General features: G+C 42.9%; 14 protein-coding genes. 5 read left to right on the top strand and 9 right to left on the bottom strand.

Features of this window, described 5'->3' with window-relative positions:
- The first annotated feature begins 49 nt into the window (after positions 1-49).
- A complete protein-coding gene (locus FAM09_RS10105; protein ID WP_136576968.1) occupies positions 50-3,547 on the top strand; it encodes an alpha-L-rhamnosidase in 3,498 nt (1,165 codons plus the stop codon).
- Positions 3,548-3,616: 69 nt separating this feature from the next.
- Here the strand turns inward: FAM09_RS10105 and FAM09_RS10100 are convergent, their stop codons facing one another.
- Positions 3,617-4,996 (bottom strand): PQQ-dependent sugar dehydrogenase, encoded by a 1,380-nt coding sequence (locus tag FAM09_RS10100; protein WP_136576967.1) that lies wholly within the window; start codon positions 4,994-4,996, stop codon positions 3,617-3,619.
- Positions 4,997-5,178: 182 nt separating this feature from the next.
- Between FAM09_RS10100 and FAM09_RS10095 the strand changes: the two genes are divergently transcribed.
- The gene (locus FAM09_RS10095) at positions 5,179-6,453 is read left to right on the top strand and encodes a polysaccharide lyase (RefSeq protein WP_136576966.1); all 1,275 of its coding nucleotides are present in this window, start codon (positions 5,179-5,181) and stop codon (positions 6,451-6,453) included.
- 131 nt (positions 6,454-6,584) lie between these two features.
- On the opposite strand, the gene FAM09_RS10090 is transcribed toward FAM09_RS10095, so the two are convergent.
- The 5 genes from FAM09_RS10090 to treZ form a co-directional block, all read right to left on the bottom strand.
- Positions 6,585-8,981 carry a GumC family protein gene (locus FAM09_RS10090; RefSeq protein WP_136576965.1) on the bottom strand — a complete coding sequence of 799 codons (2,397 nt, stop codon included), beginning with the start codon at positions 8,979-8,981 and terminating at the stop codon, positions 6,585-6,587.
- A gap of 76 nt (positions 8,982-9,057) precedes the next feature.
- Positions 9,058-9,579, bottom strand: coding sequence for a UpxY family transcription antiterminator (locus FAM09_RS10085; protein ID WP_136576964.1), 522 nt, complete (start codon positions 9,577-9,579; stop codon positions 9,058-9,060).
- Between the two features lie 814 nt (positions 9,580-10,393).
- Positions 10,394-12,577 (bottom strand): glycogen debranching protein GlgX, encoded by a 2,184-nt coding sequence (gene glgX, locus FAM09_RS10080; RefSeq protein WP_136576963.1) that lies wholly within the window; start codon positions 12,575-12,577, stop codon positions 10,394-10,396.
- Positions 12,578-12,584: 7 nt separating this feature from the next.
- Entirely contained in the window at positions 12,585-15,287 is a 2,703-nt protein-coding gene (treY, locus tag FAM09_RS10075; RefSeq protein ID WP_136576962.1) for a malto-oligosyltrehalose synthase, read from the bottom strand.
- On the bottom strand, positions 15,284-17,134 hold the full coding sequence (gene treZ, locus FAM09_RS10070) for a malto-oligosyltrehalose trehalohydrolase (RefSeq protein WP_136576961.1): 1,851 nt from the start codon (positions 17,132-17,134) through the stop codon (positions 15,284-15,286). Before treZ ends, treY begins: the two co-directional genes overlap by 4 nt.
- Positions 17,135-17,294: 160 nt before the next feature.
- On the opposite strand from treZ, the gene FAM09_RS10065 reads away from it, so the two are divergent.
- Positions 17,295-17,549 (top strand): hypothetical protein, encoded by a 255-nt coding sequence (locus FAM09_RS10065; protein ID WP_136576960.1) that lies wholly within the window; start codon positions 17,295-17,297, stop codon positions 17,547-17,549.
- Between the two features lie 145 nt (positions 17,550-17,694).
- Here the strand turns inward: FAM09_RS10065 and FAM09_RS10060 are convergent, their stop codons facing one another.
- From FAM09_RS10060 to FAM09_RS10050, 3 genes are all read right to left on the bottom strand, one after another.
- Positions 17,695-19,440, bottom strand: a complete 1,746-nt coding sequence (locus FAM09_RS10060; protein ID WP_136576959.1) for a c-type cytochrome — start codon at positions 19,438-19,440, stop codon at positions 17,695-17,697.
- 243 nt (positions 19,441-19,683) lie between these two features.
- Positions 19,684-21,408 (bottom strand): GH39 family glycosyl hydrolase, encoded by a 1,725-nt coding sequence (locus FAM09_RS10055; RefSeq protein ID WP_136576958.1) that lies wholly within the window; start codon positions 21,406-21,408, stop codon positions 19,684-19,686.
- A 109-nt stretch (positions 21,409-21,517) separates the two neighbouring features.
- Positions 21,518-22,078 carry a helix-turn-helix domain-containing protein gene (locus tag FAM09_RS10050; protein WP_136576957.1) on the bottom strand — a complete coding sequence of 187 codons (561 nt, stop codon included), beginning with the start codon at positions 22,076-22,078 and terminating at the stop codon, positions 21,518-21,520.
- Positions 22,079-22,301: 223 nt separating this feature from the next.
- Between FAM09_RS10050 and FAM09_RS10045 the strand changes: the two genes are divergently transcribed.
- On the top strand, positions 22,302-23,489 hold the full coding sequence (locus FAM09_RS10045; RefSeq protein ID WP_136576956.1) for a parallel beta-helix domain-containing protein: 1,188 nt from the start codon (positions 22,302-22,304) through the stop codon (positions 23,487-23,489).
- Between the two features lie 33 nt (positions 23,490-23,522).
- Entirely contained in the window at positions 23,523-24,584 is a 1,062-nt protein-coding gene (locus FAM09_RS10040; RefSeq protein ID WP_136576955.1) for an SO2930 family diheme c-type cytochrome, read from the top strand.
- The last annotated feature ends 9 nt before the right edge of the window (positions 24,585-24,593 follow it).

Raw genomic sequence — 24,593 nt, 5'->3', positions numbered from 1 at the left:
AAAGTTGATTGCTGATGTTTATTATTAATTTCTCAAAGTTAATTCAGGTATGCGCCCAGGTAAACTTATATCAATTCTTTCTTTGTTTCTGTGTGTTGTTATTCCTTTTTGTCTGAAAGCCGATACGGTTAAGATCGTACACCTGAAAACGGAATATACAGAAATGCCCCTGGGTATTGATGTAATACATCCCCGGTTCAGTTGGCAAATGAAAGCGGAGGAGCGGGGATCTTATCAGACAGCTTATCAAATTACCGTTATAGATGAAGCCAACCTGGAAGTATGGAATTCGGGGAAGATGCAGGAAGGTATCTCCTTAAATATCCGCTATGCGGGATTACCATTAAAACCGCGCACCCGTTATACCTGGAAAGTGATGGTATGGGACCAACATCAAAAGGAACATACAGCGCAATCCTGGTTCGAGACCGGACTACTGCATACCGATCCGCTTCTTTCAGCCTGGAATGGCGCGCGCTGGATAGGCGGCGGAAATAAGGACATGGTGTTATATTCTTCCTATCTTCCTGTTTTTAAGCTCAGCTTTTCTTTGCAGCTCGATAAATTGTCAGGTACTACCAGGGCCGGTTTTATTTACGGCGCCAATGATTCCCGTTTAATGGATAAAAACAAAAACCTGTACAGGCTGCAAAGCCCCAAAGACAGTTCATTTATTTTAATTGAATTGAACCTTACTACCCTGCAATCAAAAGGTGCTGCTACATTACATGTTTATAGAAGCGGCTATGCGCCAAAAGACACCAGGAACATTCCGTTCAAAAGTTTCTCCATTCCGGCATCGCTTGTAAACAAAGAAAATAAATACGAGGTTCATACCATTTACCTGTCTTCGGTTTTGGGCGATACCTACATTTATATGGATGGAACAGAAAAAGAAAACGCGATCGGCAGGGTTAATCTTAATCCCCTGGGACAAGGTGGCGACTTTATCGCTTACCCGGTAGTTGGCGACATTGGTTTTTCCCTTCCTGCAGGTCAGACTGCTATTTTCTCAAACATACAAATCCGCAATTACCGCAGCCCTTCGAATATTTTGTATTCCCAGGATTCCAGTTCTCAGATTACAGGCAAAGGCGAACCTTCCTTTGTAACGATCAACCCCAGCCGCAACTCATTGCCCATGCTGCGTAAGCCATTTTCAACCAGCGACCACCCAATAGCGAAAGCTCGTTTATATGCAACCTCCAGGGGAGTTTATGAAATGTACATCAATGGGAAACGAATAGGAAATGATTACTTCAATCCGGGATTAACGCAATACAACAAAACACATTTATACCAGACATACGATGTTACCAAAGAAGTAATAACTGGAAAGAATGTTATTGGCGCTATTCTGGCGGAAGGCTGGTGGAGCGGTGGCAGTACATATATGGGAGAATTCTGGAATTTCTTTGGAGACAGGCAATCCTTACTGGCACAACTTGTTATTACCTATACCGATGGAAAAGAAGAGATAATAACAACTGAGCCGGATACCTGGACCTATTATAACAATGGGCCGGTGGTGTATGGCAGTTTCTTTCAGGGAGAAGTGTACGATGCAACCAAAGAACCGCTCATAGCAGGATGGAATACTGCCAACTTCGACGATTCGCATTGGAGCAAACCTGTAGAAGTTACTTTAGACAATCATATCAGCAAGGATGAAAGGAACAAAGCTTTCAATATGCCAATGGTAGACGATTACAGGAACCTGGCTATGGTGGGACAGTTCGGCCAGACGGTAAAGAAGGTAAAAGAGATTACAGCCATTTCTGCAAAAGAAGTACGTCCCGGTGTATATGTGTATGATATGGGACAAAATATAGCGGGCGTTCCCAAAGTGAATTTGAAAGATATGAAACCGGGCAGCATGATAATGTTACGTTTTGCTGAGGTGAAATATCCTGATCTGCCGGAATACAAAGACCATGCGGGCATGATCATGCTTGAAAATATCCGTGCAGCAATGTCTAAAGATATTTACGTGGCAAAGGGCGGCGATGAAACAATAAACCCGCGGTTTACCTATCATGGCTATCGTTATGTAGAGGTAACAGGCATACCCAGGGCCTTACCATTGGAAGCAGTTAAAGGGGAAGTGTTAAGTTCTGTTCATGCGCTATCATCAAAATATGAAACTTCATCTCCTGAAGTAAATAAACTTTGGGAAAATATCACCTGGTCTACCCTGGCGAATTTTATGTCTATACCAACGGACTGCCCGCAAAGAAATGAGCGGTTGGGCTGGAGCGGAGACATCTCGGTCTTCTCCCGAACAGCAACTTATCTGGCAGATGTTCCGCAATTTTTTAGAAGGCATATGCTGGCAATGAGAGATGTGCAAAGAGAAGACGGCCGATTTACGGATGTTGCGCCCCTCGGTGGCGGTTTTGGCGGCGTATTGTGGGGAAGCGCGGGGATCACTGTGGCGTGGGAAAGCTATCAACAGTATGGCGATAAAGACCTGCTGGCAGAACATTATGAAGCGATGAAGAGATACATCCGGTTCCTTGTTCAGGATATTGATCCACAAACAGGCGTACTGTATGAAAAAGAACGGAAAGTATGGTCAAGCCTTGGTGATTGGTTAAGCCTGGAATATGAAAAAAGCGAGAAGGCGCTGCTATGGGAATCTTACTTTATTTATGACCTGGAACAAATGGCCAAAATAGCATCTATCCTCGGTAATAAGCAGGATGAAGAATGGTTTACCAAACTCAGTAAAGAAAGAAAATATTTTTTCAATAAAACCTTTGTGGATAGTAAGACCGGGAAAACTATTTTCCGGGGCAAACCTATTGACACGCAAACATCCTATGTGCTTCCTCTGCAATTCAACCTGTTCAATGAGGAGAACCGGCCCGCAGCCGGCAGGAACCTTGCGGCAACTATTAAACGGGAAAACAAAGCAGATGATGGTACGGTTTGCCCACCCTATTCACTCATGACCGGTTTTATTGGCACCGCCTGGATCAATGAAGTGCTATCTGAAAACGGATATACAGATCTCGCCTACCGATTGCTGTACCAAACGTCGTACCCATCGTGGTTATACCCGGTAAAGCAGGGCGCTACAACTATCTGGGAACGGTTAAATTCATATACGCATATAAATGGTTTTGGTGGCAATAACCGGATGAATTCATTCAATCATTATTCTTTTGGAGCGGTGGGCGCCTGGATGTATAGTCGTTCTCTGGGTATTAGCAGGGATGAGAACAACCCGGCATTCAGGCATTTCATTTTAATGCCGGAACCTGATCCTACCAAAAAAATGAGGTATGCAAAAGGATATTATGACGCTATGTATGGGACAATTGAAAGCAGTTGGAAGATAAAAGAACAAGAAACTATGTATCATTTTACCATACCTGCCAATTCTTCTGCCACCCTTTACCTGCATGCAGCTTCCCTAAATCATATTCTGGAACAGGATAAAGCATTGCAGCATTCCAAAGGTGTAAAATACGTGGGAATGCATAAAGGGAAATATGCTTTTGAATTACAATCAGGAAACTATAGCATCCAGGTAAGGAAATAATATTCTTAATTCACTCACCGCCTTAACCAGGGACGCGCAGTTTTCACAGAGTGGTTTTGGTCCGGGCTGCTATTTTTCGTCGGTTGTTGCAATCAATTTAAATACCTTACCTGTAGTGCCCTGGGGACCAGGCGTGGAAGAAACGGTGACATATATTTCACCATCATCGTCCTGTCCAAATCCTCTCAGGTAATAACCTATATCATCTGAATTGCTTTTTAGCGATACTTCGTCATATGACCACGAACTTCCTTCAGGCCTTGCTATAAAAAGTTCTCCATTGGGAGTTGTGGGCGTTTGAGAAAAGCTACCAAAAACATATTTGCCCTGCCAGCTTTTAATTTCATTGCCGCGATACACATATCCTCCTATGATTGTGGTTGCTTTGCCACCCTGGGGATTTTGCCAGTTGTTGAGTTCCAATACCGGATCGATGAATGCCTTGCCTCTATCATCTACAGAAGGACATGATGCTAATTCCTTTGAACTGTCGGCTGTACTGAAGCACCCTTTGCCTTCTTTTATATTCCATCCATAATTACCGCCTTTTGATAAAACATTTACTTCTTCTCTTAAAACCTGGCCGGCATCAGCAACAATTAGCTGGTGTTCGCCTCCCATATCGAATGACATGCGGTAAGGATTTCGAAATCCAAATGCAAAGATCTCATCTCTACCCGGTTTACCTACAAACGGATTACTGGCTGGTATGCTATAAGGGGTTCCTCCATCTACATCAATACGTAAGATCTTACCCAAAAAATTTGCTTCAATATTTTGTGCATTGCCACCGCCATTAATAAGGTACCAGTCATCAACATGTCCCGGCCCGGTATCATTGGCCCGGCCACCATCACCAATAGAAATATACAGGAAGTCGTCAAGCCCGAAAACCAGCGTTCCGCCATTGTGATTGGATTGCGGATCATCCCATTCCAGAATAATTCTTTCCGAGTTCATGTCTGCCCGCTGTGTTTCCAGGGAAACGGTGAATTCAGAAATACGGCTGAGGTTATTCCAGGATGCGCCAGGAACAGGTCCGCCGGCGCGCGGCGGCGCCTGGTAATAAACAAACAAACGGCCATTGGTTTTAAAGTCCTCGTGAAGTGCAATGCCCAGCAAGCCACGTTCGTCATAGGCCGGATTAAGTGTTACCAGCTTACTGCTTAGGTCCAGTAAAGGGGTGGGCCGCTTGTACCCATTTCCATCAACTACCCATACTTTTCCCACCTGGTCAACTACATACAAGCGTTCGCTATGGTGCGTAGTAACTACCTGTATGGGCGATACAAAATCTTCAGCTATCAGTTGCAGATCAACTGCATTCAGGTTGGGTTCATGATGCTTTTGACATCCCTGCAATACGAGCATGCCTAACAATACTACGGTTCCCAGTACAGTAAATGCAGGAATCGAACGGCTGGATCTTTTTGATTGATTAATTCTCATAATACGTCAATTTAAAAAGTTAAAATAGTTCAGACGAACGGTTAAGGATTCATACTACGCCAATGGATGAATTCTGGAACGCGGATAAGAATTACTACGTAAAAAATGTTCTTCTCTCTTTACTCAAAAAATAAGGCCGGCAAAAAATGGTTTATAGCATACATTAATTAATCAACAACCAAATGAAAACACCCATGCGTAAAACAGGTAACTTATTTAGAAAGAATCAGAGCGTATTGGCCGCATCCCTTTTACTCGCTTCATTGTACTCCTGTAAGAAAGGAGTTTTGGAACCGACCACTGAAATATTATCAAACAATACACTTACTAATACAGTTTCAGCCAGTTCAATTGCCCCTCTTTTATACCAGGAGAATGCAGATGGAACAAGTGTCTTTGGCACCTATGTAAAAAAACAAACGTTGACCACCTATGGTGTTACAGCTTCTACTACCAAATTTTACAACGGCACCAAATCGGCCCGCTTTGAATTAAGAGATACAGATCCAGAGGTTCAGAGTGGTTCAAGAGCTGAAATAAGTTTTCCCGACGCAACAAACCTTAACCGCTGGTATGCTTATGCTTTATATGCACCCGCCGATCAGTATAAGATAGATGCTGATGACGATGTTATCAGCCAGTGGCACCAGGGCGGCGGCGCTACACCGGCGCTTTGCCTGCGCGTAAAAAACGACCGCATTTATTTAAGAGTGCTCGGAACCTGGATCGATCTGGGCGTTTTTGAAAAAGACAAATGGCGCGCCTATGTAATGCACGTAAATCACTCGGCCGGTTCCGATGGATTAATTGAGTTATGGCGTGATGGTGTGAAGATCCTGAATCGTTCGGGCGCTAATATGTATAGCATTACCGGCGATTATCATGCGCCAAACTGGAAACTGGGCATTTACAAATCTGACTGGAATGGCACCGGCACTACTGCCTCTACCGTGCGAGTGCTTTATTTCGATGACATAAAGCTGGGCAACGAATTCGCCACTTATAATGATATGGTGCCTGTTCCTAACGACAATTTGCTAACCAAACCAACAGATAGCACTTCTACAACAACACCTCCTGTAACCGCTGCACAGAGCGTTGTGAGCTTTAAGCTCATCAACGCGGCTACAGAAAAAGAAGTACTGACTATAACAAATGGGCAAACCATAAGCCTTAACGCGCTTAAGCTTTCTAAAGTAAACATCAGCGCAGTTACCTCTGCTTCAGATGTAGGAAGTGTAAAGTTTCAATTAAGCGGTAAGCAAAGCAAAACCTATACAGATGACAAGGCCCCCTTTGCATTGCATGGTGATAGTGGAAGCGGTAATTTCTATTATGGCAACTGGGCCCCTCCTGCACTGGGCATCTATACGTTAAAAGCTACCCCTTACACTTCTGATGGTGCAAATGGTACAGCAGGTACTTCTCAAACAATAACGTTCACTATAGTTAAATAGCAGGGCTATTATTAATGGCAAAAGGCGGTTCCGTTGATAGCGTGAACTGCCTTTTTATTTGAGCACTTTTTTCCTTTTCCCGAGTACCTACCATTTTATTGTATTATCATGACCTTTGATTTCATAGTGCCCTAAACTCTTTGCAGCTTTGATCTTCTCCGCTGCTTTTCTCGATACACATTTTCATAGCCATAGCCGTAACTGTAACCATACATACCCTTCAAAATGCCTCTCGACCTGATGCCGTTGAATACGATATGAGGATTTTTTAATGCCCTGAATTTATTATTACTGTCAAGTATTTGCACCATTGCTTTGGGCGTACGGCCGTGCCGGATAACAAACAGGGTAAGATCGCAGTAATCAGAGAAAACATATGATTCAGAAACCGGATCAATAGGAGAAGCATCTAAAATAATGTAATCGAAACGAGGGCTGAGAAACGTCAACAGGTTGTTCAATCTCCCGCTTAAAATAAGTTCTCTTGAATTATCTTCTCCCCTGCCTGCCCCAACGACGTATAAATTTTCGTCCATGGTATCGGCAACGATCTCTTCAGGTAGTTTTTTTCCTTCGAGGAACTCAGCTACACCTGCAATATGGGCCACTCCCAATATGGAAGATGCTTTAGGTTTACGGATATCCAGGTCAACCAGCACTACTTTTTTTCCGGCCAACGCCAGGCTTTTGGCCAGGCTGGTGCTTATATAGGTTTTTCCTTCAGATGAAATACTGGAGGTAACCAGGATCCTTTTTACATTGATCTCTTTTTGCCGGCCAATCAATCCAATAGCAGCGCGCAGGTGCCGGAACTGTTCGGCAACAACAGAAACTTTGGAACCGGTCTTTAACAACGATTCCTTTTTTCTGTTCGCTGAAATTTCAGCAATAATGGGCGTCACGGTAAGTGATTCCAGTTCCGACCGGAATAAGACCTTTTTGTTCAGCATTTCGCGGGCCGAAACCAACCCGATGGCCAACCCTATTGAACAGGCTAAAACTGCCAGGTAAACAAGCGTTTTTTTGGGACTTACAGGGTCCGGGGAAGATCTGGCCATATCAACGATCTTGCTGTCTGAAACGGCTGATGAACTGGCAAGCGCAGTCTGCTCCCGCTTTTCCAGTAAATAATTATAAATGCTGGTCTTTATGCCCTGTTCACGACTGATGTTCATCAACTCCCGTTCCTTTTTAGGGATCGTACGCAACATGGAGTTATAACTACCGGTAATAGACGCCAGATCTTTCTTACTGGCATCCAGATTGATCCGGTGCGATCGTAGTTTTTCCAGGATCAACGGGCGGGTCTGTTCAATTTCTTTGGCCACCTCAATAGCAAAAGGATTGTTTTCGGCGGTGGATTTCATCATCTTCTCATATTCTACCTTGGCGTTATACATCCTTTGCATCAGCTCACCCAACACCGGATCGGAGATACCGAGTGTTGCAGGCACAACATCTCCTTTATTTTCGTTTGATTTTACATACCGTTCCATTTCTTCCAACGCCGCCAGTTGCATACTTAGATCAGCCATTTTCCGGTCATTGCTCCCAACATTTTCAAGATACTGTTTGCTCTGCTCGCCCAGGTCCACGATCCCTTTATCAGTCCTGAACGACTGTACAGTTCGTTCTATAGAGTCAAGTTCCTTTTCAACTTTTGACAGGCGGGTTTCAATAAATGTGAGCGTATTGGCTGCTGCTCCTTCTTTTTCTTCAATCGATAACAGGTTATAGGCAATCAGTAGTTTGTTTAAGATATCTTCTCCCCGTTCGGGCACTTCATCGCGCAGGGTAAGGTTAATAGTTGTTGACAGCTTACTGGATGATTTCACCTGGAGGTTGCTGATAATGGCGGGCGCCCTGTTTTTGGGTTTGTACAAGCGGAAAAACAGCGGAGCTACAACCGTATCTGATTGCCTGTTGTTGTTCTCAAATTTCAATTCGCCATACGGCGTAGCGCACCAGGTATTAATTGGATAGGCATTATTGTCAATGATCACCTCCTTCACTTTTTGCTTAATTAAACCATTGAACTCGCCCGCATTATTGTTTGAAAAATAATTAACAGAAAAAGGCACATCAACTTCACCAGTCTCCTTCAATTCATCGGGTTTTCTGGCGGTTATGGTTATTGGAGAACTGGTATAAGCAGAAGTAACATTTATTTTTCTTTTTTTAAAATCCGGCGCTTCAAAAACAGGGGCGTATAAATGAAGTTGTTCCACCACTTTCTCCATCAGTTTCCTGGAATGAATAACTTCCATTTCATTTTCAACAATATTCTTTATGGGATAAATTTGCAGCGCTTCCTGCACACCTGATTCATCCACGCCCTTTTTTTCATCTTTAACCATTATAGTGGCGTAAGTTTCATAAACAGGCGTAGCATAATAGGTAAGGTAAGCCCAGGCGCCTGCCAGTGCAAACACAATCAGCATCAGGAATAAAGGCCAGTATGGCAGGTACCAATTGATGGCAACTGAAACAAAATTCATCTCATTGCCTGTTTTCTTATTAGTTATCATAACTACCTGGTTAAACGATCAACAATCACAGCGGTCAGCGTAGGGCGGTTTAGCAATTGACGAGGAAATAAAATGATCAACAGTTTCCTTTGCTCCTGTTATTGATCACTTCTATATGTGACTTAGGTATTTCGGCCAGCATTGCATAGCCAAGAGAAGGCAATAACACCCTGATGGTTTTATCCATCACCTCCGTTACCCGGCCTTCCTGCTCCACAAATAATCCGTATTTTATTCGTACGGTGTCATTTACTTCAACAGCTATTTTTTCCAACCTAACGTTACTATGGTCAAACAGGAAATTTTTGATCAACTCAATTTCCGAGTCGCGAATTAAGGCAGGCTTACCCTTCCAGTTCACATAATTAAGAACGCCATCCGTTTGCAATACACTTATATTCTCTTTTTGACTTACCCTTACAAAGACATAAGAAGTGAACAACGGTTCATACACAATTTTTTTACGGTCGCTCCATTGCTTTAGCACTCGGTTGAGCGGACAATAGTTCTCAATTTCTTTACGGGCTAACAAGTTGGCAACCTTTTTCTCCCACTTGGCATGGGTATATACAGCATACCATTTCTTTATTGGTTCCATAAATAAAATTTAATTGTCATTGGGCCTAAATAGCGAGGCGCAAACTGAAATTCTTTCCTGGCGGGCAAAAGGCTACGCCTACCATAATCCCATTGTAACTGGATTAAGCTAAACAGCCTACGATCATCACTATCATTAAATGAATAGTGAAAACAGCATGATTAATAGATTAGTAAAAATTGGAACGAAAGAAGAATGGCTCAGGCTCCCCTGTACGGTTAATACTTATGCCTTTTAATCGAAATTTCCATTCTTTGCAGATAAGGCTCCTCGGAGGTAAGGCTTCGCCTATCAAAATCCCATCATAAGCAGGATTTAGATAGCATGCTAACGCTATTCTATTCTATGGGATAATGGATAGCAACAACACTAATAATGGAAATCTACAATATGGATAATGGATAGAAGAGAAATACGCAGGAAGAAAGAATGCAAAAAGTAAACCCGGTTATTATTTCAGATATTCAGGAGCTTCTTTTACAAGGAATTTTTACCTGCTCAACAGGACCGCATAGCTGTATTACATTTAAATACTAACACTATACCTTGATTCTTATTTGAATTTAAATTGATTATCCAATGCTCCAGGCAAAAAATCAAAGCTTAATCCCGGAAATGTTTTGTGTAAAATATTCAACAATTTAATAATAGCATACCACGATCACAAGCAAGTGAATTTTAGAACTTACGGTAATCATTTAGCGCATTTAGAGAAAAATGGCATCGATGTTGCCTGTTTGAATCCTTTTTATTTATTGTTTCAGCTTGCATAACTTTTCCAACTAAAACTTTAAAGGTATTAAATACCAATATTCTAGGTGCTTTCATTATTTTTTTTAGGGTTTTGAAAGAGTATAACAGAACGTGCACCTGCAGTTATTGTTTCATCGGGTTTATAAATAGTTCCTTCAGGAGTAATTTTATCTTTTGTTGTATTGATCACTTCTACCCATGTTTCACCATATTTTGCCTGCGGTAATTTAAACTGAACCGGCGCCGCATCCCCATTAAAAATCATATAAAAATTATCATCCATTATCTTTTCTCCCTTTGGTCCTGTCATACCGAGATCCTGACCAGTGAGGAATATGGCCAGCGATTTGGCGAATGCTTCATGTGAATTTTGTAAAATCTCCTTCCCGTCGGGTGAAAACCACTCAATATCTTTTAAATTGATCTCCTTGATCAAACGTCCTTTAAACCACCTGCGACGACAAAAAACAGGATGATTTTTACGCCAATGAATGAGCTGCCGGGCAAAATGAAGCAGGCTCGTATCTGCTTTTTGCCAATTGATCCATGAAATTTCATTATCCTGGCAGTACGTATTGTTATTTCCATTTTTGGTTTGGCTGATCTCATCACCGCTTCGTAACATAGGCACCCCTTGCGATAGCATAAGGGTTGTTAAAAAGTTCCTTTTTTGTTGCGCCCGCAAATTATTTATTCCTTCATCATCCGTATGTCCTTCTACTCCGCAATTCCAGGACCTGTTGTAATCTTCCCCGTCCCTGTTCTCTTCCTTATTTTCATGATTGTGCTTTTCATTATAAGACACCAGGTCATTTAGCGTAAAACCGTCGTGGGCAGTAATGAAATTGATACTGGCGGTAGGAAAACGGTAGTCGCTTTTATACAGATCGGCACTTCCTGTAAATCGTTCGGCAAATTCAGTCAACATACTTTCTGCTCCCCGCCAGTAATCGCGCATACAGTCACGGTATTTACCATTCCATTCGGCCCAGCCTGGGGGAAATTTGCCTACCTGGTATCCGCCTTCACCTATATCCCAGGGTTCGGCAATGAGTTTAACCTGCGATATAACCGGGTCCTGGTAAATAATTTCAAAAAAGGCGCTTAACCGGTTTACATCGTGTAACTCTCGGGCTAAAGTAGCTGCCAGATCGAATCTAAATCCATCTACATGCATTTCAATGATCCAGTAGCGCAGGCTATCCATGATCAATCGCAATACCCCCGGCAAATATGCGTTAAGCGTATTGCCGGTACCGGTATAGTCCATATAATACCGTTTATCCTCTGTAAGCCGGTAATACGCTTCATTATCAATTCCTTTAAAAGACAAGGTAGGCCCCATATGGTTACCTTCCGCCGTATGATTGTATACAACATCGAGTATGACTTCAATGCCCGCTTTGTGCAGTTCTTTTACCATATTCTTGAATTCCGTAACCTGCTCACCTTTTACGCCGCTGGCCGAATAGCGAACATCGGGTGCAAAAAAGCCTATGGTATTGTACCCCCAGAAATTGGTAAGCCCGGCTTCAACAAGGTGCCGGTCGGCTACAAAATGATGCACCGGCATGAGCTCAACGGCAGTAATACCCAGTTTTTTCAAATAATCTATTGTAGCAGGGTGAGCCAGTCCCGCATACGTTCCCCGTAATTCTTCCGGTATATCGGGATTGAGTTTTGTAAACTCCTTTACATGCACTTCGTATATTATTGACTGGTCATAAGGGATCTTGGGCGCCTCATCGTTTTCCCAATCAAAATACGGATCAATAACAACTGACCTCGGCACGTAGGGGGCACTGTTGGCTGCGCTAAAACTCAAGTCCAGGAATGGATCACCGACCTTATACCCAAATACAGCATCGTGCCATTCTATGATGCCTGAAATAGCTTTTGCATAAGGATCAAACAATAGTTTATGGGGATTGAACCGGTAACCGTTTTGCGGGTCATACACGCCATTTACCCGGTAACCATATAATTGGCCCGGCTTCACATCTGCGAGATACACATGCCAGATATGATGCTCTCTTTCTTTAAGTTTTATTTTCAGGAATTCAGTTTCACTATCCAGGTTTTCAAATAAACACAACTCTATTTCTTCGGCCTGCTCGCTATATATAGAAAAATTGACCCCCTGTCCATCGTAGGTTGCGCCCAGCGGGAAAGCTTTCCCGGGGTAAATACCTGAAACCACACTACCCGGTACCGGGTAGGTGGTAGAATTTTTTTCCGTAATCATACATTATTTATTTTGTTTCCCCGGTCAGTAGTGCAACCGGTAAATCACTACATACAGTGCTCAACGGTAAGCTATTTTCAACTGAGATCGTTTCTCCTGTAAATTCATTTCTCCAGCTTACAGGAGAATTGGCAGGCCGCAATAAATGAACATTCGCCAATGCTTCTTTTCCTTTAGCTGACAAAATAGTATCTGATACCGGCGCTGCAACCAACGCCCATTGGTTTTCATACTGCCGGGTAAATGCTATTATACCACAGTCAACAGAAGCATATAAAGGTATATAGTTGCCTAGCAGAAAAAGGGATGCCATCCTGTTCCGGCATTGCAATGCTTTCCATGTAACATATAATTTTTCCAGTCCTTCCCTTCTCTTTCCGGAGATATATTTTAACACGCCGGCAATGCCATTTTTCTCAAGTGCTTTCAGTTCCTGTAAATACTTCTTTCGTGTAACAAAATCTACCGGGCTACGATTATCCGGATCAACATAACTGGTATTCCACAATTCACTGCCCTGGTATATATCAGGCACCCCCGGCGCCGCAATCTTTATCAGCACCTGGGTAAGCGAAAAAACATCCGCGCATATGAGTGTGGATTCAAAAAACGGCAGGAAGCTGTTTAGAAAATCATGCCGGGAAGACAAAATATTTTCAATAAACCCACACCCTGCTTCTTCATACGTTTCATCAGGCGTTTGCCAGTTGGTATATAATTTAGCTTCCCTCACCGATTTAATGAAATATGCTTTTAACCGCGTTATATATTCCTCCGTCACCTTTCCATCGGCAGGGAAACCGGCAATAAGCGATTGATAAATAAAATATTCATCCTGCAAGCCAGGCGCCGGCTGCTCATTTACTATTAGTTTATATTTTTCGTTGATCACCCGCCAATATTCAACCTGTTGCTGCCAATATTGCGGGAACCAGGTAAGTGCGTTCACGCGAATGCGACCATCTTCTCCCCGCTTGGTATCGTGGGAGGAAGTAGCATTTAATGTAAATGGATATTCCTGCTGCCGCTGTAGTATCCATTGATGAAATTGATTTACTGAATAGTTGCTTATCTGCGGCGTATCGCCCACTTCATTATGTCCTAACAGGGCGTTATAAACATAAAAGGTGGTATCTTCTACGCCTTTGGCCATCAACGGACCGGTAAATTGCATCAGGCGTTTTTGAAAAACAAGCCGCCGGTTATTTATTTCGGGATCATTTTCCTCAACCTGCCATACTGAATACAGGCAACACAATTCTTTTTGCAAAGCAGGTTCTTTTTGACCAGCTTCTTCTATTGCCTGGCCGATCATTTCCAGAGAGTGCGGTTCGGGCGATTGCTCTTCCGGATACAACCGGTATACAGGTAGGCAACTCATAAATACCCCAAGCGCCTGTTTCATGGCATCTGGTTTAATAGTGCCCGGAACCAATTGCAATGCATATAAACTTCGTACCAGGTTATCCCATTCGCCCCCCATATAGGTTTGTAAAAAATGCCACTTCTTTTCAAAAGTAATTTTCTGATAATCGTTCTGTTCGGGAAACAGTGAATGATAATATGCCACCAGCTCTTTTGCGCCTTTTGTATTGGTCAATAACCAACTGATCTGCGAAGTGAAATCGTAACCGGTTGTTCCCTGCACTGGCCAGCGGGCGGGTAATTTTTCCTGCTGCTCCAGAATTTTTTCAACGATTATATAGCAATCATCACCAAACAAATGTCGAAGCCTGTTTAAATAAATACCCGGCTCCAGTAGTCCATCAATATGATCGATTCGTAAACCATGGATCAATTTCTGCTCGTACAGGCTTTTCAAAAATTGGTGATACTCATAAAACACTTCCTCATTTGCCATATTGGTAGCAATAAGCTCATTAACGGCAAAGAAGCGGCGATAATTTATTACCCGGTTCGCATCCAACCACCAGCTTAACTGGTAATATTGTTGACGCAATATGGTTTGTAACAGCTGCCGGTTTGAGTTGATCGTTTCCAACAGTTGATTTACCACCAGTACATTCTTTTCATTGGCCAGGAATGAATGTATAACCGATGATTTAATTTCTTTCCAATGAATTAATGACGGGTCGCGTATTGCTGCGGTAAAAAGCTGTTCTAATAATTCTTTAACTTCCTGCGGCGATTTTCCATTGACAGGCACCGCGATTATAGTATCATAAGTACTGATGGAAAGCGGAAATGACTGGCTCCCGTATTTAATGATAAATCCGCCGGGACATAATTCTAATTTAATTTCATTATCGGCAAGGCAACCGGCCAGGGGCTTACCCAAAAACGGCACCATTAACTTACCATACAGGCCTGGATCCGGAAGCTGCCAATCAATATCGAACCAATTGTAGTATTGCGAAAAATTACCTCTTTCCAGCACATCTGCCAACCGTTGATTCGTCATGGCATATACCATATGATTGGGCACCACATCCTGCAACCAGGTCATATTTCTTTTACGCATTTCGCCGTTGATCTGTTGCAATTGTTCTATAGTGCCGATCTCTTCATTTAATACCTGGGAGTCGCACACATCATAGCCATGCATGCTACCAGCAGTTGCTGCAAAAAAGGGGCTTCCATAAATAGTGGTAATACCCAGTTCATGCAGGTATGATAACAGGTCTGCCACCTCCTTAAACGGGAAAGAAGCATTCAATTGTAACCGGTATGTTGATACAGGTATTATCATAAGCTGCCAAATTCATCTGACTGATCGGTTGGTTCAAAAACACATACAGATAAAGGATTAAGCAAAAATGGTTGCCCCGGACGTATTATTGAAGAAGTAAGACTGCCATTGCCACCGAATTGATCGCCGGCTGAATCAATTAACTTTTTGTAGGTATGCGACTGTTCAAAAAGCAAACTTTCCGGTTCTTTACCAAAATTGAGGCAAACGATCAATGACTCCTCATTACCATGCCGTTCAAATTGTAAAACATTATTTTGAATGCGGATGTTCCTTACCGCATCATACCGCCTGAAATTCTGCATGGCTAATTTCTTTTTTCGAAAAGCGATCAGTTGCTGATAGAATATGAATAAGCCAGGCGATTCATTTGTTTTCCAGCTTAATTTCGACTGATTGAATATTTCCTCCGATTGCGGATCGGGCACTTCTCCTTCCCAGTTAAAATGAGCGAATTCCTTTCTGCGGCCCTCGCATAACCGGGCGATCAATTCTTCTTCAGAATGACTGGTAAAGAACAGGAAAGGGTTTTTCTCTCCGTATTCTTCTCCCATAAATAAAAGCGGAATATGGGGTGAAAGCAAAAGGGTTGCAGCGGCGAGCTTAAGGGCCTCGCCCGGCAATGATGCCGAAAGCCTGTCGCCCAGTAACCGGTTACCTACCTGGTCGTGATTTTGAATAAAAGCAACGCACTGGTTATAAGAAACGTTTTTGGGTTCTACCCCAAAGAATCTTTTACGGTGTTGCGAATATTGGCCGGTATACACGTAGGAGCATTGCATGGAGCGGGCCAAATGCTCCAGGCTTCCGAAGTCTTCATAATAACCGGTCAGTTCTCCGGTGAGCACAGCATGTAAGGCATGATGGAACTCATCTACCCATTGCGCATCCATTCCATAGCCGCCTTTTTCAACAGGAGTAACGTAGCGCGGATTATTCAGATCAAGTTCAGCGATCAATATTTTCCTTCGCTGGCTGCGTTGTTCCAGTTGCCGCACCTGTTCGGTCAGCTCTTCCATAATATGTTTAGCGCTGCTGTCGAAGATGGCATGTACCGCATCCAGGCGAAGGCCGTCTATATGGAATTCATCGAGCCACATCAGGGCATTCCGGATATAATAATTGCGGACCCCATCGCACCCCGCGCCGTCAAAATTTATTGAATCGCCCCAATATAACTTGTATTTATCGGTGAAGTATGGAGCAAAGTGATGTAAACAATTTCCTTCCGGTCCAAGATGATTATATACTACATCCAATATTACGGCTATGCCATGCTGATGGGCTGCATTTACCAGTTGTTTCAGATCGGCGGCGCTTCCATATTCGTTATGAATGGCAAAAGGGAAAACGCCATCATATCCCCAGTTATGATGACCGGGAAACTGGGCAATGGGCATAATTTCAATCGCCGTAATACCCAACGTTTGCAGATAATCCAGTTTTGAAATAATTCCCTGAAAATTTCCGGTAGGCGTGAAAGTACCGGTATGCAATTCGTAGATGATCAATTCCGATAATTCAATTCCCTGCCAGTGATCATCCGTCCAGTTAAAATCGGTGCTTACAATGGCGGAAGCACCGTGCACACCATCAGGTTGCCATCGGGAAGCGGGGTCAGGTCGTAGCAATTTGTCATCGAATTTATACCAGTATTGCATACCCGGAGTGGTGTCATCTACTGTTACCTGCCAATAGCCCAACTTTTGTTTTTTCATTGGCCAGGTATCTTCAGGTGCTGCATCTGTAACTACACTAATCGAACTACACATAGGCGCCCAAACTGAAAAGGAACATGTACCATCCTTATTTAATGACGCGCCAACAGGAACGTTTATGTTGATCAAGTTTTTTTATAAATCATTAAAATTGTTATGCCAGCCTGCCTGTTGAGCCGATTGCGGAGTGTGGGGATAATATTCTGCCCCTGAAAAGAGCCCTGCACAAGACCTGCGGTGGCATAAATTTTACATCGATCTCTTTATTAGGAACCTAAAATAACATTATATGGAACCAATGTATAAAACACAAAAGAAGGAAGGTAAAATTGCCAAAACAATTGAAGAACAAACTTCCAAACTGCCATCCGACGTGTTCCTTTGGGTATCGGTAGGCGCCATGACAACCGCATTTATACTTCAACTTGCCCGCCAAAAACACATGAGTTTATTTATTGGCCAGTGGGCAGCTCCCTTCCTCTTATTTGGTATTTATAATAAACTTGTAAAACAACTTGGGCACGACAAAACTGATAAGGAATAGCTATCAATGGGCAATTTGCAATAGGCAATCCTTCGACTTCGCTCAGGAGCAATGGGAGCAATTGGTAATAAAAAAATTACAATGAACAATTTGCAATAAAAAAGACTGCCATCACTGACAGTCTTTTTTGCTTTTACGAAGTTCATTATTTCTTTGCCCGGGTTTTCTTTACTTCTCCTTCAGTTAGGGCGCCCGCTTTATTGCCAAAGCTGTTACGTATATAAGTGAGCACATTAGCGATCTCTTTGTCGGTAAGGTAATTCAATGGCGGCATGGCATTGCTGTATTTTTCACCATCTACATCCTGCTGACTCAACCCTTTTAATACCACATTAATAAGACGCGTTTTGTCGCCCAATACATATTTTGTTTTAATAAGAGGCGGATTGAGATTACCCACTCCTTCCCCATCTACCTGGTGACAGGCCGCACAGTGTTGCATATATACCGCTTTACCTGCACTCATAGTTGCATTTGTAGCAGATGATACTTTGGCCACAGCTATAGGCGTTGCAGGCGTTTTTGTTTTGGCAACAACCGTTGAGGGCTTTTTAGCCAATGCAGCTTTTGTAGCAACTGGCTTTGTTACCGCTGTTTTTGTTACACTACTTTTTTGATCATAAGATATTTTGAAGATAGTACCATTCTTGTCATCGGTAACATACAGAGAACCGTCGGGGCCTTGTGCCAGTCCGCAGGGACGATGATCAGCACGGCCATTGGCGGTTTTTTCGGGAGAACCGGAAAAGTTATCGGCAAACACTTCCCAGTCACCGGCAGGTATTCCATTTTTAAAAGGTTGAAACACTACAAAATAACCAGCCTGTGGTTCAGGCGCACGGTTCCATGATCCGTGAAAAGCAATAAAGGCTCCATTCCTGTATTTTTCAGGAAACTGCTTACCCGTATAAAACAACAAAGCATTGGGGGCCATGTGGGCTGGATAGGCAGCAGCCGGATCAATGTATTCAGCGCTTCCCTCTTTTTTGCCATCACCACCATATTCAGGGGCCTGTATTTTCTTTTTTTGAAAACGATCATAATAAATAAAAGGCCAGCCGGCGTTATCTCCCTTGTTTAAAGCATACATACATTCTGCCGGCAGTTCGGCATTGTCTTTTGTTGTATACATGTCGGGAAAAATAGTATTCAGGTTATCTCTTCCATGCTGCATTACATACAGCTTATTGCTTTGATAGTTCCAGTCAACCCCCACCACGTTACGCAAACCGGTAGCATAACGAATACCATCGGCATAGGTTTGATCTTTCTGGTCACGCTTAAATACCCATACGCCACCACTTGTTTCAAGCAGCGGACAACCGGCAATTCCCAACGAACCTTTCTGGCGGTCCTTTTCCTGGCATGAGTTTGAAGGGCAGCCAATAGGTATATACATATTGCCCTCCTTATCCATCATAATAGATTTTGTATCGTGGGTGCCTTTGTCTACCATACCGGTCACAATTCGTTCTATGGAATTCGTATCTACCTGGTAGTTCGCGTCTACTTTATAACGGAATATTTCTGAGTTGGAAGAGGTGTACAAATAACCATCGCGCAGATAAATTCCTGTACCACCAAAATTACCAAAGCCGAATTTCACAGTCGCCTGTCCATTTTCCTCATGTAACAGCAGCGTGCCTTTGCCATTCACCGGCCGCGCAAGTCGTACGTAAATGTCGTTTTGAGGCGTCACTACCAGGTGCCGGGTTTTACCCAGCTTATCTGCAACAATAATAGCAGAAAAACCCTCTGGCAATTTCAGTCCTGTTGTGTCGGGGGTGGGCGTTTGTGTTGTTCCAGTAAAGGGTAAAAGCAATAATAAAAAAAAAGGTACCAGTAAATTGTTCTTATAAGAATTCATTTCTTCTTTCTTTACAATAAGCATGTTAATATTAAATTCCAAAACCAAATCATAAATCACAAAACCCCAATTCCCATTAAGCTGTTGTGGTTCTTATTTGGATCTTGTGATCTGTTTTTGTGATTTATATAAAATATGAATGATTTTTTATATTACTCAAAATAGCATCATTTGTCTTGTTTATGATCAACAAGTCTTAATTGCTTAATAAATTGCTATTCTGATTTAATTTATTAAGCATGAACAGCCCCAATAGTGCGCTGGTTTTTACCAGTCGAGCTTAAGCAATGAAACACCCTGCCGGGGTAAAGCAAAACGCACCGTTGCCTCCCCATTACTGGTTTTGATGTATTCGGGAGAGTTTAGCAGGTGCAGTTGACCGGCTTTTTCCAGTTCGGCAATCTGTTCTGGTGAAGGGTTTTGCGGCGAACCCATTTTTTTCCATACCTCATAGGAATTGCTATGCTCATCATCTATGCGGTAGTGTTGCAATAACACCTGCTTAGCGGGAATACCTTTCAGTTGAACGGTCACCTGTTCGGCTTCCGGTTTTACATCATCATCGTGGTAATTCCATAATAGCACCGTAGCGTTGTTGATATCTTTACAAGCCATGCCATTGATGTCGGAATATGCTTTTCTGAAACTTGAGTCCACAGCTGTACGAAGGTCGTACCCATGGTCAGATGAAACAGGTACACGGTTGCCTTTCATCATACCAAACATGCGAAATACATTCAGCACCGGTTTATCAATGCCGTTGGTAGCCAGGTCGCGAAAACCATAGAACCAGGGCTGGTCTTCAAACTCGAACGACCAGGACACCGCGCCTTTGAAGTTCACTTTGTATTGATCGGCCAGCGCATACTTGCGCGCAAAGGAAGCGGCCGTGTAACTCGAATACATGGTTCCGTTACGGTAGGCGTTTTCAGGATTGGTGTGCATACCACAAGCGGCACAACCTTCCGGATCAGATTCACCGATGATCACCGGTATATTTTTGAGCTGTGGGTAAGATGCAACAAATTTGAATCCGGCCTGAATGTCTCTTAATTGCGTTCCCATGTTCATGCGAACATGACCATCTATAAGCTTTGGCCCGCCTTTGGCATGGAACAAAATAGCATCAACGGGCGAACCGATCTTTTTAGTAACATAGTTGGTGTCGGAAAAACAATGTTTGGCAAAAGCATGCAACCATTTTTGAGCGCCTTCGCTACCGGTACCAGCAATATTGATACCGCCGATCTTTGCCGTTGGAAGGGCGCGTTTTACCGCATCGGCTGTGTAATCGTATAATTTAAAGAACTCATCCCTGGTCCCTTTCCAGTAACCATTCGGTTCATTCCATAATTCCCAATACCAGCTTTCCACTTCCTTTTTGCCATAACGGTCAACACTATGCTTTACCCATTGAAATACCAGTTCCGCCCATTTTTTATAATCCTTGGGCGGGTAGGCCCAGCCAGTCATAATTTTTCCATATGGATCGCCGGGCTTCCAATCGTGTTTGTAAGGTTGTGGTTTTACCGACAATGCTTCAGGCATGAAACCAATTTGGGCCAGCGGCTTCATACCCCGTTGAATATAGGTATCAAAAATGCTGTCGATGATCGTCCAGTCATACACCGCATTTCCATTGGCATCTTCGGTGTAAGCGTTTGTTGAGCCCCACTTCAAAGCAGGCTTGCCATCGCCTGTAACCAGCAGGCTGTGTGCGCGTACATACACAGGGACCGGACTGAGCGCAGCAATTTCCGACAACAACTTTTTCCCATCTTTCATGTACGTGTAATTGGGTTCATCATAACCAAACCAGGCCCATGCGGGATACATGGGACCAATTTTTTTATTCAGGTCAACCTGGATAACTGCTGACGTTTTATCGCTTTTTACGTTTTGCTGTCCAACACTTTTCAATGAAAAGACCTGAAAACCCAAACAAATAAATAGTAAATACCAATAGCTGAATGACACCTTTAAAGACCACATGGCAAGTCAAATTTTAATTTATAGTTAGTTGTTATGAGGCAAAAAATTACATGTGCGCTATCCAACATAAAAATTGAAAAGCACCGAATGACAATACAATAAATTTTAGCTAAACGAAAATATCCAGGTACGTCACTTCATCAGAAACCGGAATAATCCCGTGTTTTAGCACGGCATTAAAATACAGGCTGTCGCCGGTATTTAATAAATATTCCGTTTCGCCAACCTGCATCTTCATTTTTCCTTTTATTACATAAACGAATTCTTCTCCTTCGTGAGAAACTTCATGTGGCACCACCTCATCTTTTCGTGCTACAAACAAAAAAGGCTGCATTTTTTTCCCATGATATTCAGAAGCATATGGATAGATGTGATAGCCTTTCTCGGTAGGCGTTAGATTTTCTTTTGCCTGCTTCGCCCTGGAAAGAATAGCGTTTACCCAACCATCCTGCTCCAACAGACTGGAAATACTGGTACCCAATGCCTTTGCAATGTTTACCAACGCCGCTACAGAAGGAATGGCCCTGTTATTCTCAATTTTCGAGATCATACTTTTGGAAAGATCACTGGCCTCAGCAATTTCCTGCATGGTCCTGTTCTGCGCTATACGCAATGCCTTGATCCGGTCCCCGATATTTAACTTGTTCAGCTTTTCTAACAACTCATCCATTGGCTGCTGCTTTTACCACCTTGTTTACTTTTATTCAACTTTGTTGAATGCTAAGATACAGCATTTCCTATTTCGCAAAGCATTTTTTTATCTCTCCGGTTTCAGTGTATCGGTTATCAATACGCTGAATGGTGTTCCAAACAGTGCCCAAATCTTTTTGCGGATAATTATAAAATCAATTAGGGCTCGCTCTAATTTTGTAAATTAGAGTAAATGCTTTTTTATGAAAGCGGCTTGCCTGTTGACCATTGCCTTATGCTGTACGCTCACTGCGTTATCGCAGGATCTGCGTCGCCGGCTGCAGGCACAATTCATAGAATCACCCGATGGCGTCATCATTGAGCTTCCCGAAGGCCGTTTTCAACTCAATATGGCGTTGTGGATGGATGGAAAAAATAATATTACGCTGAAAGGAAAGGGAATGGATAAAACCATTCTTTCATTTAAAGATCAGCTTGCGGGCGCGGAAGGGATCAAGATCACCAATTCCACTAACATTACGATTCAGGACCTCACCGTACAGGATTCAAAAGGCGATTTGATCAAAGCGCAATTGGTAGATGGCCTTATGTTAAAAAATGTAAAAGCTGAATGGACGGGTAAGCCCTCTAAAGAAAATGGTGCTTATGCCTTATATCCGGTACAGTGCAAAAATGTATTAATTGATAGCTGCGTGGCCATTGGGGCATCTGATGCAGGCATCTATGTAGGACAATCGCAATACGTTGTTGTAAGTAACAGCAAAGCGTATCACAATGTAGCAGGCATTGAAATTGAAAATACGCTGTATGCAGATGTATTTAATAATGAGGCTACGGAAAACACAGGCGGTATATTGATCTTTGACCTGCCCAACCTGGTGCAAAAAAAGGGCGGTCATGTACGCGTGTTTAACAACCATGTGCACCATAATAATTATCCCAATTTTGCGCCAAAAGGAAATATAGTTGGGAAAGTTCCACTAGGAACAGGATTGATGATCCTGGCCACCAACAATGTAGAGATCTACAATAACCGCATCATTAACAACCGCACGGCAGGTACGGCCATAGCCAGCTATTATATTGCAGAAATTCCAATCAAGGATGCTTCCTATTACCCCTACCCCGGCCAAATTTATATTCATGACAATGTTTATTCCAGGAAACACCAACGAACCACGATGAAAGGAAGAATGGGGCTGATGTTCCGGTTGAAAGTAAAATTCGGAAAAGATGTGCCGCATATTATTTACGATGGCATCGTGGATGATAAAGTGCAACACCCTGCCATTTGTATCCGTAACAACGAAAACCAAAGCATCGGCAACATAAAAGCGGCGAATAAGTTCAAAGGGATCTCGAGAGAGATGAAAGCTTTTGATTGTGAAGGAATAAAGCAAAGAGAAGTGGAGTTGAATGTTGGAAAGTAAAACGAGCTACCAGCTGATAAACAATTGACGAATATGAAAAAACAGCTATTGATAGTATTGTTCCTGGTTATTACGGTGCTGGTTAACCTGGCATTGATGCCAAATGTTAGCCGGCCTGTTTTTGAGCGGAAACAAAAATTATCGGAGTATAATTTTTTTACCGGCAAGCTGGCTGACCTGCAACCTGCGCCTTCCGTTATTCCGTATGATATCAATTCGGTATTATTTTCCAATTATGCTGAAAAAATGCGATTCATTAAACTACCCAATGGCAGCAAAGCAAATTATACGTCGGCAGGAGCGTTGGATTTTCCAAAGGGCACCGTCATCATCAAAAATTTTTATTACGAGCATGATTTCAGAAAGCCCGGGGAAGGCAGGCGGATCATTGAAACAAGATTGCTGGTGCACGAGGAGAATGGGTGGACAGCTTATCCCTATGTATGGAACGACGAACAAACAGAAGGGTTTTATGATGTGGCAGGCGATGTAAAAAAAATTTCCTATATAAATGCTTCCGGCAAACGGATCAAAATCGATTATATCATTCCTAATAAAAACCAGTGTAAAGGATGCCATATACGCGGCGGTAATATGCAGCCGATCGGCCCTACAGCGGCGCAGCTTAATCGCGAGTATGTTTATGCAACAGGAAAACAAAACCAGTTGAGCTATTGGCAACAACAAGGTTTATTAAATGGTTTACCTGCAATACAAACTATTACTAAATTTCCGGCGATGGACGATCTGTCACAATCTTTGGATGCTAGGGCAAGGGCTTACCTGGATGTGAATTGCGGCACCTGTCATCATCCGCTGGGGCCCGCCAATACATCCGGGTTGTTTCTGCATTACAGCCAGGGGGCTTCCATTGAACTGGGCATTATGAAAAGTCCCGTGGCGGCAGGGCGCGGCGCCGGTAAGAATTCATTTGATATTGTTCCGGGCAAACCACACAAATCGATTCTTTCCTTCCGGATGCAAACGAACGATCCGGGCATTGCCATGCCTGAATTGGGAAGAGAGCAAATACACAAGGAAGGCGTGAAGCTCATTAAAGAATGGATAGAGAAAATGGAAAGTGTTGGCCCTTAACGAACAATG

This window comes from Niastella caeni, from assembly GCF_004834005.1.
Classification (GTDB): Bacteria; Bacteroidota; Bacteroidia; order Chitinophagales; family Chitinophagaceae; genus Niastella; species Niastella caeni.
Note: the sequence above shows the minus strand (reverse complement) of the source record. Positions and strands in the feature narration are given on the sequence as shown.